We start from the raw sequence: 14,335 nt of genomic DNA on the forward strand, positions 1-14,335 counted from the left end.
GAGCGGGTGTGACGGGATTTGAACCTCGGTCGCTTTGCTCACTCCGTTCGCGTCGCTCCCTGATTCAAATCCCTCCGTCTGGCGGTTACAGCACGTAGGGGCCGCGACGCGACAAGACGCGTCGCTTGGCTTGTAACGTTCGGAAAAGCGCCCGAGGCGGGATTTGAACCGTGCCGACGTCGCTCGTTTCTCTCGCTCGTCGTCGGGTTCAATCCCTTTTGGGGTATTCACGAGAATTACGGCCGCGCCGAGACGAGACTCGGCGCTCAGCGAGTAATTCATCGAAAAGTACGCCCGAGGCGGGATTTGAACCCGCGTCACGACCGTGACAGGGTCGTATGATGGGCCACTACACCACCCGGGCTTACTGAAGTGAGTTTGCGGTACGGAGAGCGCCCGAGGCGGGATTTGAACCCGCGTCACGACCGTGACAGGGTCGTATGATGGGCCACTACACCACCCGGGCCCTCCGTCTGCACTCATCCGTAGCCGAGGTTTATAGATAAGACTTACCATCTGGGCTGCCCTTGGCCCGCGGTACCGCGATTCTCGCCCCGAAGACATTTATATCGTGACACCCCATGCCAACGTGTGACGATTCGCGCATCTCCGGTGCGTGACTGCCGATAGCGTCGCCTCTCTTCGACGCAGTTGGCAAGGGTTAAATGGGTGCGTCCCAAAATCAGCCGTAGTATCCCGTGACAGCTTCTTCCAGCACCCAGCAGCACCATACATGGTAGACGTAAGCCAACACAAACTGGTTCCGGAACACACGAAACTCGACGACGAGGCCGTCGAGGACGTGTTACAGGAGTACAACGTCGAGAAGACGAATCTCCCGAAGATCAAGCTGAAGGACCCGGCGCTCCCCGAGGACGCAGAGCCCGGCGACGTCATCAAGATCGTTCGGAACTCTCGAACGACAGACAAAGCAGTCGTATACCGACTGGTGATTGAATGAACCGACAAGCGCGACGCGAGGTCTCTCGCAAGTACTTCTCCGAAGAACGGCTCGCTGAACACCACTTCCGCTCGTTTAACGCGTTCCTCGAACGCGGCATGATGGACGTCGTCGAAGAGAAGGCGACCATCGAAACGGACATCGGCGACAAGGAGGGCGAGGAACCCGTCTACGTCGAGCTCGGTGGCGTCCGCGTGGAGACGCCCCGCGTCCGCGAGGCCGACGGCTCCGAGGAACTGCTCTTCCCGCAGGAAGCGCGCCTGCGCAACATCACCTACTCCGCCCCCGTGTTCATGGAGATGTCCATCGTCCGCGGCGGCGAGGAAGAAGAGGAGGTCGTCGTCGACACCGCCGAGACGAAGGTCGGCCGGATGCCCATCATGGTCGGCTCCTCGAAGTGCAACATCGCGGAGCTCTCCGACGAGGACCTCGTCGAAATCGGCGAGGACCCCGTCGACCCCGGCGGCTACTTCATCGTCAACGGCTCCGAGCGCGTGCTCATGACCTCGGAGGACCTGGCGCCGAACAAGATTCTCGCCGAGTACGACACGAAGTACGGCGACGAGATTCAGGTCGCGAAGACGTTCAGCCAGCGCCGCGGCTACCGCGCGCTCGTGCTCTGTGAACGCAACCGCGAGGGGCTCCTCGAAGTCTCGTTCCCCTCGGTTTCGGGGAGCGTCAACTTCGTGACGCTCGTCCGCGCGCTCGGTCTCGAATCCGACGAGGAAATCGTCCACCGCGTCTCCGACGACCCGGAGATTGTGAAGTTCATGCTCGAGAACCTCGAGGAGGCCGAGGTGCAGACCCAAGAGCAGGCCATCGAGGCGCTCGGCAAGCGCGTCGCCGGCGGCCAGGGCAAGAACTACCAGCTCAAGCGCGCCAACTACGTCATCGACCGCTACCTGCTTCCGCACCTCCACGAGGAGGGCGCGGAAGAAGAGGAAGTGCGCATGAACAAGGCGTACTACCTCTGTCGCATGGCCGAGGCGTGTTTCGAACTCGCGCTCCAGCGCCGCGACTCCGACGACAAGGACCACTACGCCAACAAGCGCCTGAAGGTCTCCGGCGACCTCATGAAGGACCTCTTCCGGACGGCGCTCAACAAGCTGGCGCGCGACGTGAAGTACCAGCTCGAACGCGCTAACATGCGGAACCGGAACCTGACGGTCAACACCGTCGTCCGGTCCGACGTGCTCACCGAGCGGCTCGAACACCCCATCGCGACGGGCAACTGGGTCGGCGGCCGCTCCGGCGTCTCCCAGCTCGTCGACCGCACCGACTACATGGGTGTGCTGTCGCATCTGCGTCGCCTTCGCAGTCCGCTGTCGCGGTCGCAGCCGCACTTCGAGGCGCGCGACCTGCACGCGACCCAGTGGGGTCGCATCTGTCCCTCCGAGACCCCCGAGGGACCGAACTGCGGGCTGGTGAAGAACTTCGCGCAGGCGATGGAGCTCTCCCAGAACGTCGAAGACGAACAGTCGCTGAAACGAGAACTCGCGTCGATGGGTGTCGAGGGTATCCCCGGCATCGACAGCGTCGACGCCGCACCCGCGGACGACTAACATGGCTCAGGCACAGCGAGAAGCGAAAGTATACGTCAACGGTAGTCTCGTCGGGACCCACCCGGACCCCAACCAACTCGCGGCACAGATTCGAGAGGCGCGCCGCCGCGGCGACGTGAGCCAGATGGTGAACGTCTCCGTCAAAGAGCGCACCCGCGAAGTCATCATCAACGCCGACGCGGGCCGCGCCCGCCGTCCGCTCATCGTCGTCGAAGACGGCGAGCCGCTCCTCGACGACGACCACGTCGAGGCGCTCGACAACGACGAACTCGACTTCGACGACCTCGTCGAGCGCGGGCTCGTCGAGTTCATCGACGCCGAGGAGGAAGAGGACATCTACGTCGCGGTCGACGAGGACGAACTCAACGAGGACCACACGCACCTCGAAATCGACCCGCAGCTCATCTTCGGCATCGGTGCCGGGATGATTCCGTACCCGGAACACAACGCCTCGCCCCGCATTACGATGGGGGCAGGGATGATGAAGCAGTCGCTGGGGCTGCCCGCGGCGAACTACCGCATCCGCCCGGACACCCGCCAGCACCTCATGCACTACCCGCAGCTCTCGATGGTCAAAACGCAGACCACGGAGCAAATCGGGTTCGACGAGCGACCCGCGGCCCAGAACTTCGTCGTGGCCGTCATGTCCTACGAGGGCTTCAACATCGAGGACGCGCTCGTCATGAACAAGGGCTCGGTCGAACGTGCCCTCGCCCGCTCGCACTTCTTCCGCACCTACGAGGGCGAAGAGCGCCGCTACCCCGGCGGTCAGGAAGACCGCTTCGAGATTCCGTCGCAGGACGTGCGCGGCGCGCGCGGCGAAGACGCGTACTCGCACCTCGACGAGGACGGCCTCGTCAACCCCGAGACGGTCGTCGACGAGAACTCCGTGCTGCTCGGCAAGACCTCGCCGCCGCGGTTCCTCGAAGAACCCGACGACATGGCGGGACTCTCGCCGCAGAAGCGCCGCGAGACCTCCGTCACGATGCGCTCGGGCGAATCCGGCGTCGTGGACACGGTCACGCTCATGGAGGGCGAAGACGGTTCGAAGCTCGCCAAGGTGTCCGTCCGCGACCAGCGCGTTCCGGAACTCGGCGACAAGTTCGCGTCCCGGCACGGACAGAAGGGCGTCGTGGGCCACCTGGCTCCCCAGGAGGACATGCCCTTCACCGCCGACGGCGTCGTGCCCGACCTCGTGCTCAACCCGCACGCCCTGCCGTCGCGCATGACGGTCGGCCACGTGCTGGAGATGCTCGGCGGTAAGGTCGGTGCGCTCGAAGGTCGCCGCGTCGACGGCACCGCCTTCCAGGGCGAAAACGAAGAGGAACTCCGCTCGGCGCTCGAAGAGCGCGGCTTCATGTCCTCCGGCAAGGAGGTCATGTACTCCGGCGTCACCGGCGAGAAGATCGAGGCCGAAATCTTCGTCGGCATCATCTTCTACCACAAGCTGTACCACATGGTGAGCAACAAGCTGCACGCCCGCTCGCGCGGTCCCGTGCAGGTGCTCACCCGCCAGCCGACGGAGGGTCGCGCCCGCGAGGGTGGCCTCCGTCTCGGGGAGATGGAGCGCGACACCGTCATCGGCCACGGGGCCGCGATGGTGCTTCAGGAGCGCCTGCTCGACTCCTCCGACAAGGAGAAGGTCTACATCTCCGCCGACACCGGCATGGTCGCCGTCGAGGACCGCGACCAGCGCCGCATCTACGACCCGGTCACCGGCGACGAGGACAACATCCACGAAATCGAGATCAGCTACGCGTTCAAGCTGCTTCTCGACGAGATGGTCGCGCTCGGCGTCCGCCCGCGAATCGAACTGAAGGACGCGGTCTAACCACTCATGTCAATGCAGACACCCAAAGAAATCGGCAGCATCCAGTTCGGGTTGATGGACCCGGAGACGTACCGAGACATGTCCGCGACGAAGGTCATCACCGCGGACACCTACGACGACGACGGCTACCCAATCGACATGGGTCTCATGGACCCGCGGCTGGGCGTCATCGACCCCGGGCTGCAATGCCGCACCTGCGGCCAGCACTCCGGGTCGTGTAACGGGCACTTCGGCCACATCGAACTGGCCGCGCCCGTCATCCACGTCGGCTTCACGAAGCTCATCCGTCGCCTGCTCCGCTCGACGTGTCGGGAGTGCGGTCGCCTCTCGCTGACGGACGAGGAAGCAGACGAGTACCGCGACAAGCTCGGTCGCACGAAGGAACTCGGCGACGACTGGAGCGACGTGATGAAGTCGGCGGTCCGGCAGGCCCGCAAGGCCAACCGCTGTCCCCACTGCGGCTCGCCGCAGCACGACATCAAACACGAGAAGCCGACGACCTACTACGAGGTCCAGAACGTGCTCGCCGGGGACTACTCCGAGCGCATCGCCGAAGCGATGCAGCCCGACCCCGACGACGAGGACGACGAGGGCGTCGACCCCGTCACCCTCGCCAACGAGACCGGTCTCGACGCCGAGCGCGTCAATCAGGTGCTCGCCGGCGAGTTCCGCCCGGTCGGCGACGACCGCAAGGCGCTCGAGAAGGCGCTCGACCTCGACCTCACCGAGGAGGACATGAACAAGCTGATGCCCTCGGACATCCGCGACTGGTTCGAGGACGTCCCGGACGAGGACCTCGTCACGCTCGGCATCGACCCCGACCGGTCGCGCCCCGAGTGGATGATTCTGACCGTCCTCCCCGTCCCGCCGGTCACGGCGCGTCCCTCCATCACGCTGGACAACGGCCAGCGCTCGGAGGACGACCTGACCCACAAGCTCGTGGACATCATCCGTATCAACCAGCGGTTCATGGAGAACCGCGAGGCGGGTGCGCCGCAGCTGATTATCGAGGACCTGTGGGAACTGCTCCAGTACCACGTCACCACGTTCATCGACAACGAGATTTCGGGCACGCCGCCGGCGCGTCACCGCTCCGGCCGCCCGCTGAAGACGCTCAGCCAGCGCCTGAAGGGCAAGGAGGGTCGCTTCCGCGGCTCCCTGTCCGGGAAGCGCGTCAACTTCTCGGCGCGTACCGTCATCTCGCCGGACCCGACGCTCTCGCTCAACGAGGTCGGCGTCCCGGACCGCGTCGCGTCCGAGATGACCCAGACGATGAACGTCACCGAGCGCAACGTCGACGAGGCTCGGCAGTACGTCCGTAACGGCCCCGAGAGCCACCCCGGCGCGAACTACGTCCGCCGACCGGACGGCCGCCGCCTGAAGGTGACAGAGAAGAACTGCGAGGAACTCGCGGAGAAGGTCGAACTCGGCTGGGAGGTCAACCGCCACCTCGTCGACGGCGACATCGTCATCTTCAACCGACAGCCGTCGCTGCACCGGATGTCCATCATGGCGCACGAAGTCGTCGTGATGCCGTACAAGACGTTCCGCCTGAACACGGTCGTCTGTCCGCCGTACAACGCCGACTTCGACGGCGACGAGATGAACATGCACGCCCTCCAGAACGAGGAGGCCCGTGCCGAGGCGCGCGTTCTCATGCGCGTCCAAGAGCAGATTCTCTCGCCGCGCTTCGGTGAGAACATCATCGGCGCGATTCAGGACCACATCTCGGGAACCTACCTGCTGACGCACGACAACCCCGAGTTCGTCGAGACGCAGGCGCTCGACCTGCTTCGCGCGACGCGCGTGGACACGCTCCCAGAGCCCGCGGGCGAAAACGAGGGCGGTCAGCCCTACTGGACCGGCCAGCAGATCTTCTCCGAACTCCTGCCGGACGACCTGAACATGGAGTTCACCTCGAAGGTCGGCGACACGGTCTCCATCGAGGACGGCCAGCTCGTGCAGGGCACCATCGACGAGGACGCCGTCGGCGCGTTCGGCGGCGAAATCGTCGACGCCCTCGCCAAGGACTACTCGAAGACGCGCTCGCGCATCTTCATCAACGAGATTGCCTCGCTGGCGATGCGCGCCATCATGCACTTCGGGCTGTCTATCGGTATCGACGACGAGTCCATCCCGGACGAGGCGACGGCGCAGGTCGACGAGGCCATCGACGCCGCCTACGACAAGATTCAGGAGCTCATCGAAATCTACGAGGCGGGCGAGCTCGAATCGCTGCCGGGTCGCTCCGTCGACGAGACGCTGGAGATGAAGATCATGCAGCGCCTCGGCAAGGCGCGCGACTCCGCCGGCGAAATCGCGGAGGACCACTTCGAGGAGGACAACCCCGCGGTCGTGATGTCGAAGTCCGGCGCGCGTGCGTCCATGCTCAACCTGACCCAGATGGCCGGCTGTGTCGGCCAGCAGGCGGTTCGGGGCGAGCGCATCAACCGCGGCTACGAGGGCCGAACCCTGAGCCACTACCAGAAGGGCGACCTCTCGGCCGAGGCCCACGGCTTCGTCGAGAACTCCTACCGCGCCGGCCTCACCCCGCGTGAGTTCTTCTTCCACGCGATGGGTGGTCGCGAAGGGCTGGTCGACACGGCAGTCCGGACCTCGAAGTCCGGGTACTTGCAGCGTCGGCTCATCAACGCGCTGTCCGAGCTCGAAGCGCAGTACGACGGCTCCGTCCGCGACACGTCGGGGACCATCGTCCAGTTCGAGTTCGGTGAGGACGGCACGAGCCCCGTGAAGGTCTCGTCCGACGACGAGACGCCTATCGACGTCGAGAACATCGCCGACCGCATCCTCACCTCGGAGTTCAGCTCCGACGAGGAGAAGGAACGCTTCCTCGGCGAGCGCGCACCGCCGACCAACCTCTCCGAGCACGCCGAACCGCGTGTCGACGCCCGTGCGGGGGTCGAATCCGATGACTGATACCGACGCAACCGCCGACTACGAGTTCGTCGACGACGCCATCGTCGACGTCGTCGAGTCCAAAGAGCTGTCTCGACGCCTGAAGGACCGCATCTACCAGACCATCGAAGAGCGCGAGGGCGTCACCCTCGACCAGGCCGGCGAAATCGCGCAGGCCGTCGAGGCGCGCTACCTCGACACCCGCGTCGACCCGCTCGACCCCGTCGGGACGGTGTCGGCGCAGTCCATCGGTGAGCCGGGGACGCAGATGACGATGAACACGTTCCACTACGCGGGCGTCGCCGAAATCGACGTCACGCAGGGGCTGCCGCGGCTCATCGAGCTGGTGGACGCGCGGAAGACCCCCGACACGCCGATGATGACGGTGTACCTCGAAGACGAGTACGCGAACAACCGCGAACTCGCCCACCAGGTCGTCTGGAACATCGAGTCCACGAAGATTCTGGCGCTCGGCGATATCTCGACGAACGTCGCCGACATGGTCGTGCAGGTCAACCTCAACGACGAGACGCTCCTCGAACGCTGGCCGACGTACGACGACGAGGGCGTCGTCGCGAGCGAGATCGCCGAAACCATCGAGGACGCGCTCGGCATCAAGACCCGCCGCGAGGGGACGCTTATCGAGTTCGGCCCCGAGAGCCCGAGCTACCGCCGGCTCCTCCAACTCGTCGAGGAGCTGCGCGACATCGTGTTCAAGGGCATCGAGGAGGTCTCCCGCGTCGTCATCCGGAAGGAGAACAACGAGGACACCGACGAAGAGGAGTTCGTCCTCTACACCGAGGGCTCGGCGTTCGGCGACGCGCTCGCCATCGAGGGCGTCGACGCCTCCCGGACCACCTCGAACAACATCCACGAGGTGCACAAGCAGCTCGGCATCGAGGCCGCCCGCGAGGCCATCATCGACGAGACGATGAACACGCTGCGCGAGCAGGGTCTCGACGACGTGAACATCCGCCACCTGATGCTCGTCGCGGACATCATGACGAACGACGGGACCATCGAGTCCATCGGCCGTCACGGTATCTCCGGGTCGAAGGACTCCGTCCTCGCCCGCGCCGCGTTCGAGGTCACGGTCAACCACCTGCTCGACGCCGCCATCCACGGCGAGGAAGACGACCTCGACGGCGTCATCGAGAACGTCATCGTCGGCAAGCCGATCGCTATCGGCACCGGCGACGTGGACCTCCGCATGGGTTCGCTCGACGTCGAGGACGCGGACGCCAACGCGGCACCCGAACCGTCCGACGACTGACGATGAAAGTTACGCTGTCGGATACGGCCCGGCGCTTCATCGCCCTCTTCGAGGAGGAGACAGAGGCGACCGCCCACGACTGTCTCGTCTTCGACGACCGGGTCGTCTTCCTCGTCGCCGCGGGCGACATGGCGACGGCCATCGGTCCGGGCGGACGGACCGTCCAGTCGGTCGAACGCCAACTCGGCCGGACGGTCGAACTGGTCGAGGACGCCGACACGCCCGAGGCGTTCGTCGCGAGCGCGCTCGCGCCGGCGGCCGTCCGACACGTAACGCTCTCGCGGCAGAACGACACCGTCGCGTACGTCGAGGTCGCCGAAGCCGACCGCGGCGTCGCCATCGGCGCGAGCGGGAAGACCATCGACACCGCCCGCGAGTTGGCGCGTCGCCACTACGACATCGACGACATCCAGTTGACGTAACGCGGCGGCCGACTCGACCACACGTTTTTGTCCCCACCGAACGGCGAGCTACGCATGTCGTCGATACGACCGTCGGTCGGGGTCGCCGCCGGGCAACTCGACCCGACGCAGTTTGCGGACTACGAGGAGCTCGCGAGCGCGACCGCGGGGTTCGCCGTCGCGGCGGTCGTGGTCTATCTCGTCGGCCGGCTGCTGTTGGTCCCCGGCGTGACGCGACTCGTCAGCGCCCGGAACCGGAACAACCCGACGTTGCAGTCGGCGACGGAGACCTACGCGCACGCCGTCGTCATCGGCGCGCTCATCAGCGGGCTCTTTCTCGTTGCCGACCCGGACTTCAACGTCGGCGACTGGATATCGTGGCCCGGCGGCGAGGGCGTCGTCGAGGCGGTCGACTTCCGGGTCACGCGCGTGCGGACGGTGAACAACGAGACCATCTCCGTGCCGAACACGGAGCTGACGACGAACGCCCTCACCCGCCCGTACGGCCGAGAGCGCTACCGACTCACCGAACGCGTCGATATCGCGTACGCCGACGACGCGGAACTGGCGCTCCGCGAACTCGTCGAGACGGCGCGGGAGGACGACCGCGTGCTGGACGACCCGGAGCCGACCGCGCGCATCGTCGAGTTCGCCGGGAGTTCGGTCGGGCTCCAGACGGAGTTCTGGGTCGGCTCGCCGATGGACGCAAATCTCGTCGATGTTCGCTCGCAGTACCGACGGCGCGTCAAGCGACGGTTCGACGAGGAGGGGCTGACGCTCGGGCCGGCGTCGGGCCGCGAAGTCAGCGGCCGCCTCGACGTGGACCTCGTCGGGGGGCGCGACGGCGAGTGAGCCGCCCGCGAGACCGGAAGCCCCCCGGTGTGGCGGTCGTTCGCATGCGTGGGTGAAACGACACCATCTCCGGGCGGTTTAGTCCCTCTTCGACGCGGAGGTGCCGTCGTTCGAATCCACGAAACGACCTCAGATTCCTCCTTAGGGGTCGCTAATCGCTCCTGAAGCCGTCTCGTCGGATTCGAAAAGGGAGGCTTAAGTAGCTCCATCCGGAACTGTTGTTCACTATGGCGAACGGCAAATACGCCGCGCGCAAGCTCAAGCAGGACCGGCAGAAGCGCCGCTGGTCCGACTCTGAGTACGCGCGCCGTGAGCGCGGTCTCGGCAAGAAGTCCGACCCGCTTGAGGGTGCCCCGCAGGGTCGCGGCATCGTCCTCGAGAAGGTCGGTATCGAAGCAAAGCAGCCGAACTCGGCGATTCGGAAATGCGTCCGTGTTCAGCTCATCAAGAACGGAAAGCAGGTCACCGCCTTCTGTCCCGGTGACGGCGCGATTTCGTTCATCGACGAGCACGACGAAGTCACCATCGCCGGTATCGGTGGCGCGAAGGGTCGCGCGATGGGTGACCTTTCGGGTGTCAACTACAAGGTCGAGAAGGTCAACGGCGTCTCGATGATCGAACTCGTCCGCGGGAACGCCGAAAAGCCGGTGCGCTAACCATGTCGGAAAGCGACGCACCCGAACCCGAGTCCCCGGCGAGCAGCGAGGAAGCAAAGGAGAACGCGCTTCTGTTCGGCGTCTGGGACGTCTCCGAGATGGAGTACACCGACCCCAGCATGAGCCGGTACATCAAGGCGACGCCCATCGCCCACACGATGGGCCGCCACGCCTCGAAGCAGTTCCAGAAGTCCGAAATCAGCATCGTCGAGCGGCTCATCAACCGCCTGATGCAGACCGAGGACAACACGGGACACAAGCAGAAGACGAGCAAAATCGTCAAGGACGCGTTCGAAATCGTCAACGAGCGCACCGAGGAGAACCCCGTGCAGGTGCTCATCCGCGCGGTCGAGAACGCCGGTCCCCGCGAGGAGACCGTCCGCCTCAAGTACGGCGGCATCTCGGTCCCGCAGGCCGTCGACGTCGCCCCGCAGCGCCGCGTCGACGAGGCGCTGAAGTTTATCGCGCAGGGCACGCTCAGCGGCTCCTACAAGACGACGACCACCGCCGCCGAGGCGCTCGCACAGCAGCTCATCGGCGCGGCCGACTACGACGTCCAGACGTACGCTATCTCCCAGAAAGAGGAGAAAGAGCGCGTCGCCGAAGCCGCCCGGTAATCTCTCCACTCTCTTTCGTTTTTTCACTGCGCCGAGTGGCGACGCCGTCCGCCGGCACGCCACGCTCGCGGACCGTTCGCCCGTCCGCTCGCGGTCGGTGCGCGGCGCTCAGTCGGCGGCCATCCTCGGGTTGACGACGTAGCGTTTCACCACGTCGACGAGCGTCCGGCGGTACTCGCTTTTCGAGGGGTCGTCGGCGAGCGTTCGGAAGTGCTCTTTGAACGTCTCGAGAGACACCGACGGCGCGTCGTCGCCCGCGGCGTGGGCGAGGTCGTACAGCCGGTGGTCGGACTCGACGAGGTCGTGTCGCTCCACGAGCGCGAGGGCGAACCCGGCGTTCACGGCCGTGATTTCGGGGTCCGAACCCGCGGTGACGAGTCGGGAGCCGGGGCGGCCGGACGCCTGCGGTCGGTCGGCGAGCGCCGCCGCCAGTTGCGATTCGAGGAACTGGACGAGTTTGTCAGCGGGCGCGACAGACAGCGTCAGGTCGTCGGCGTAGATGTCCTTGCAGTGGTTAGCGATTTGATAGCAGTGCGCGAGCTTTCGGCGCTCGACGGTGCGCCCCGCGAGCGCGAGAAAGACCGCCTCGCGCGTGGACTGGTAGTGCGAGACGTGGCCCTCTTCGTTTCGGGCCATGTGTGAGAGCTCGTGGAGCGCAAGTTCGCGGGCCATCGCGCTGGTGGCGGCCTGCCGGGAGATGTTGAGGACGTGGTGGTCCTGATAGTGGCCGGCCCACGTTCGGGAGTCGGGGTCGTCCCGCACGCGCACGAACACGGGGTACGAAAGCTCGAACTCGGTTTCGAACAGGTCGGCGGCGCTCAAGAACGGGTCTGCCGGTGCGCCCCCGACGACTCGGAGGTCCATTCAAGTTGAGGAATGTTATCAACCAACATGACTCTTGCGCCGAGCGCGGCGACGAGATTCGCGTCCGGCGGACAGTCGCGCCTATCGTGACAAAAATGCTCATACCCCGGCAGTAGGGCGGCTGAAAATGGGAAATCCGCTCGGCAAAAACACTACTCTTTTGACCCTCCTGCCGGTAGACCCCTGTATAATGGGCCGACGAAAGAAGATCGTCCAGGAATGTGAGAAACTGATGGACAAGCCGGAGCAGATCCGGAACATCGCCATCGCCGCTCACGTCGACCACGGTAAGACGACCCTCTCCGACAACCTCCTCGCAGGTGCGGGCATGATCTCCGACGAGACTGCCGGCCAGCAGCTCGCGATGGACACGAAGGAAGACGAACAGGAACGCGGCATCACCATCGACGCCGCAAACGTCTCGATGACCCACGAATGGGAAGGCGAGAACCACCTCATCAACCTCATCGACACGCCGGGCCACGTCGACTTCGGTGGCGACGTGACCCGCGCGATGCGCGCCGTCGACGGCGCGCTCGTCGTCGTCGACGCCGTCGAGGGTGCCATGCCGCAGACCGAGACGGTCCTGCGTCAGGCGCTCCGCGAGGGCGTCAAGCCGGCGCTTTTCATCAACAAGGTCGACCGCCTCATCAACGAACTGCAGGAAGGTCCCGAGGAGATGCAGAAGCGCCTCGTCGACGTCATCTCCGACGTCAACGAGCTTATCCGCGGGATGACCGAGGAGAAGGACTACGACTGGACGGTCTCCGTCGAAGACGGCACCGTCGCCTTCGGGTCCGCCCTCTACAAGTGGGGCGTCTCCATGCCGTCGATGGAGGAGACCGGCATCTCCTTCGGCGACATCATGGAACTCGAACGCGGCGGCGACCGCCAGGAACTCCACGAGCGCACGCCGCTTTCGGACGTCGTCCTCGACATGGTCGCGGAGCACTTCCCCAACCCGCTCGACGCCCAGCCCCGTCGTATCCCGACGGTCTGGCGCGGTGACTCCGAGTCCGACCTCGCGCGCCAGATGCGCGAAGTCGACGACGACGGCGAAGTCGTCTTCATGGCGACCGACATCTCGATGGACCCCCACGCGGGCGAAATCGCCACGGGTCGCCTGTTCTCCGGGACCATCCGCAAGGGCCAGGAGCTCTACGTCTCCGGGACCGCGGGCAAGAACCGCGTCCAGTCCGTCGGTGTGTTCATGGGCGGCGAGCGCGAGGAACTCGACCGCGGCGTTCCCGCGGGGAACATCGCGGCCGTCACGGGGCTCCGTGACGCCATCGCGGGTTCCACCGTCTCGTCCGTCGAGATGACGCCGTTCGAGTCCATCGAGCACATCTCCGAGCCTGTCATCACGAAGTCCGTCGAGGCAGAGCGCATGGACGACCTGCCGAAGCTCATCCAGACGCTCCAGCAGGTCGCAAAGGAGGACCCGACCATCCGCATCGAGATTAACGAGGACACGGGCGAGCACCTCATCTCCGGTCAGGGCGAGCTCCACCTCGAAGTCATCACCCAGCGAATCCGCGACAACCAGGGCATCCCGGTCCGCACCGGTGAGCCGATTGTCGTCTACCGCGAGCAGGTCCAGGGCGAGTCCCACGAGGTCGAAGGTGTCTCCCCGAACCGCCACAACAAGTTCTACATCACGGCGGAGCCCCTCTCGCAGGACATCGTCGACTCCATCAAGCTCGGCGAGATTTCGATGGACATGCCCGAACTGGAGCGCCGCGAGGCGCTGCAGGAAGCCGGCATGGACAAGGACACGTCCCAGAACGTCGAACACATCCACGGGACGAACATCCTCATCGACGACACGAAGGGTATCCAGCACCTCAACGAGACGATGGAACTCGTCATCGAGGGTCTCGAAGAGGCGCTCGACGACGGTCCGCTCGCCGCGGAGCCCGTTCAGGGAACGCTCCTACGCCTCCACGACGCGCGACTCCACGAGGACACCATCCACCGCGGTCCCGCCCAGGTTATCCCTGCGACGCGTGACGCGGTCCACCGCGCGCTCATCGCGGGCCAGGTGAAGCTCCTCGAACCCATCCAGAACGTCCGCATCGACGTTCCGTCCGAGTACATGGGCTCGGCCTCCGGCGAGATTCAGGGTCGCCGCGGCCGCGTCGACGACATGTACCAGGAAGGTGACCTCATGGTCATCGAGGGCATCGCGCCCGTCGAAGAGATGATCGGCTTCTCGTCTGACGTGCGCTCCGCGACGGAAGGTCGCGCCTCCTGGAACACGGAGAACGCCGGCTTCCGCGTGCTCTCGGACAACCTCCAGCGCGAGAAGATTATGGAGATCCGCGAGCGCAAGGGCATGAAGCTCGAACTCTCGCAGGCTATCGACTACATCTAAGCGCGACCCTTCGCGCCGCTTTCGTTTT

At 65.3% G+C, this 14,335-nt stretch carries 11 protein-coding genes and 2 tRNA genes; 10 read left to right on the forward strand and 3 right to left on the reverse strand.

Features of this window, described 5'->3' with window-relative positions; translation table 11 throughout:
• Positions 1-291: 291 nt before the first annotated feature.
• Both HVO_RS06360 and HVO_RS06365 read right to left on the reverse strand, forming a co-directional pair.
• A tRNA-Asp gene (locus HVO_RS06360) sits at positions 292-364 on the reverse strand.
• Between the two features lie 29 nt (positions 365-393).
• Positions 394-466, reverse strand: a tRNA-Asp gene (locus HVO_RS06365).
• A gap of 267 nt (positions 467-733) precedes the next feature.
• Between HVO_RS06365 and HVO_RS06370 the strand changes: the two genes are divergently transcribed.
• From HVO_RS06370 to HVO_RS06410, 9 genes are all read left to right on the forward strand, one after another.
• Positions 734-961, forward strand: coding sequence for a DNA-directed RNA polymerase subunit H (locus HVO_RS06370; protein WP_004044577.1), 228 nt, complete (start codon positions 734-736; stop codon positions 959-961).
• A complete protein-coding gene (locus HVO_RS06375; RefSeq protein WP_004044576.1) occupies positions 958-2,523 on the forward strand; it encodes a DNA-directed RNA polymerase subunit B'' in 1,566 nt (521 codons plus the stop codon). The genes HVO_RS06370 and HVO_RS06375 overlap by 4 nt, the downstream gene beginning before the upstream one ends.
• 1 nt (position 2,524) lies before the next feature.
• Positions 2,525-4,354, forward strand: a complete 1,830-nt coding sequence (gene rpoB, locus HVO_RS06380) for a DNA-directed RNA polymerase subunit B (protein ID WP_004044575.1) — start codon at positions 2,525-2,527, stop codon at positions 4,352-4,354.
• 12 nt (positions 4,355-4,366) lie between these two features.
• Positions 4,367-7,291, forward strand: coding sequence for a DNA-directed RNA polymerase subunit A' (locus tag HVO_RS06385; RefSeq protein ID WP_004044574.1), 2,925 nt, complete (start codon positions 4,367-4,369; stop codon positions 7,289-7,291).
• Positions 7,284-8,543, forward strand: a complete 1,260-nt coding sequence (gene rpoA2, locus HVO_RS06390; protein ID WP_004044573.1) for a DNA-directed RNA polymerase subunit A'' — start codon at positions 7,284-7,286, stop codon at positions 8,541-8,543. Before HVO_RS06385 ends, rpoA2 begins: the two co-directional genes overlap by 8 nt.
• 2 nt (positions 8,544-8,545) lie before the next feature.
• A complete protein-coding gene (locus tag HVO_RS06395) occupies positions 8,546-8,965 on the forward strand; it encodes a NusA-like transcription termination signal-binding factor (RefSeq protein WP_004044572.1) in 420 nt (139 codons plus the stop codon).
• Between the two features lie 54 nt (positions 8,966-9,019).
• Complete coding sequence (locus HVO_RS06400) at positions 9,020-9,796, forward strand: mechanosensitive ion channel family protein (protein WP_004044571.1); 777 nt, start codon at positions 9,020-9,022, stop codon at positions 9,794-9,796.
• Between the two features lie 227 nt (positions 9,797-10,023).
• The gene (locus HVO_RS06405) at positions 10,024-10,452 is read left to right on the forward strand and encodes a 30S ribosomal protein S12 (protein ID WP_004044570.1); all 429 of its coding nucleotides are present in this window, start codon (positions 10,024-10,026) and stop codon (positions 10,450-10,452) included.
• Between the two features lie 2 nt (positions 10,453-10,454).
• Positions 10,455-11,069, forward strand: coding sequence for a 30S ribosomal protein S7 (locus HVO_RS06410; protein WP_004044569.1), 615 nt, complete (start codon positions 10,455-10,457; stop codon positions 11,067-11,069).
• Between the two features lie 108 nt (positions 11,070-11,177).
• Here HVO_RS06410 and HVO_RS06415 read toward each other — a convergent pair whose 3' ends face one another.
• Positions 11,178-11,933: a DUF5781 family protein gene (locus HVO_RS06415; RefSeq protein ID WP_004044568.1), complete on the reverse strand. Its 756-nt coding sequence runs from the start codon at positions 11,931-11,933 to the stop codon at positions 11,178-11,180.
• A gap of 190 nt (positions 11,934-12,123) precedes the next feature.
• Between HVO_RS06415 and HVO_RS06420 the strand changes: the two genes are divergently transcribed.
• Positions 12,124-14,307, forward strand: a complete 2,184-nt coding sequence (locus HVO_RS06420; protein ID WP_004044567.1) for an elongation factor EF-2 — start codon at positions 12,124-12,126, stop codon at positions 14,305-14,307.
• The last annotated feature ends 28 nt before the right edge of the window (positions 14,308-14,335 follow it).

Origin of the sequence: Haloferax volcanii DS2, from assembly GCF_000025685.1 — an archaeon.
Lineage (GTDB): Archaea > Halobacteriota > Halobacteria > Halobacteriales > Haloferacaceae > Haloferax > Haloferax volcanii.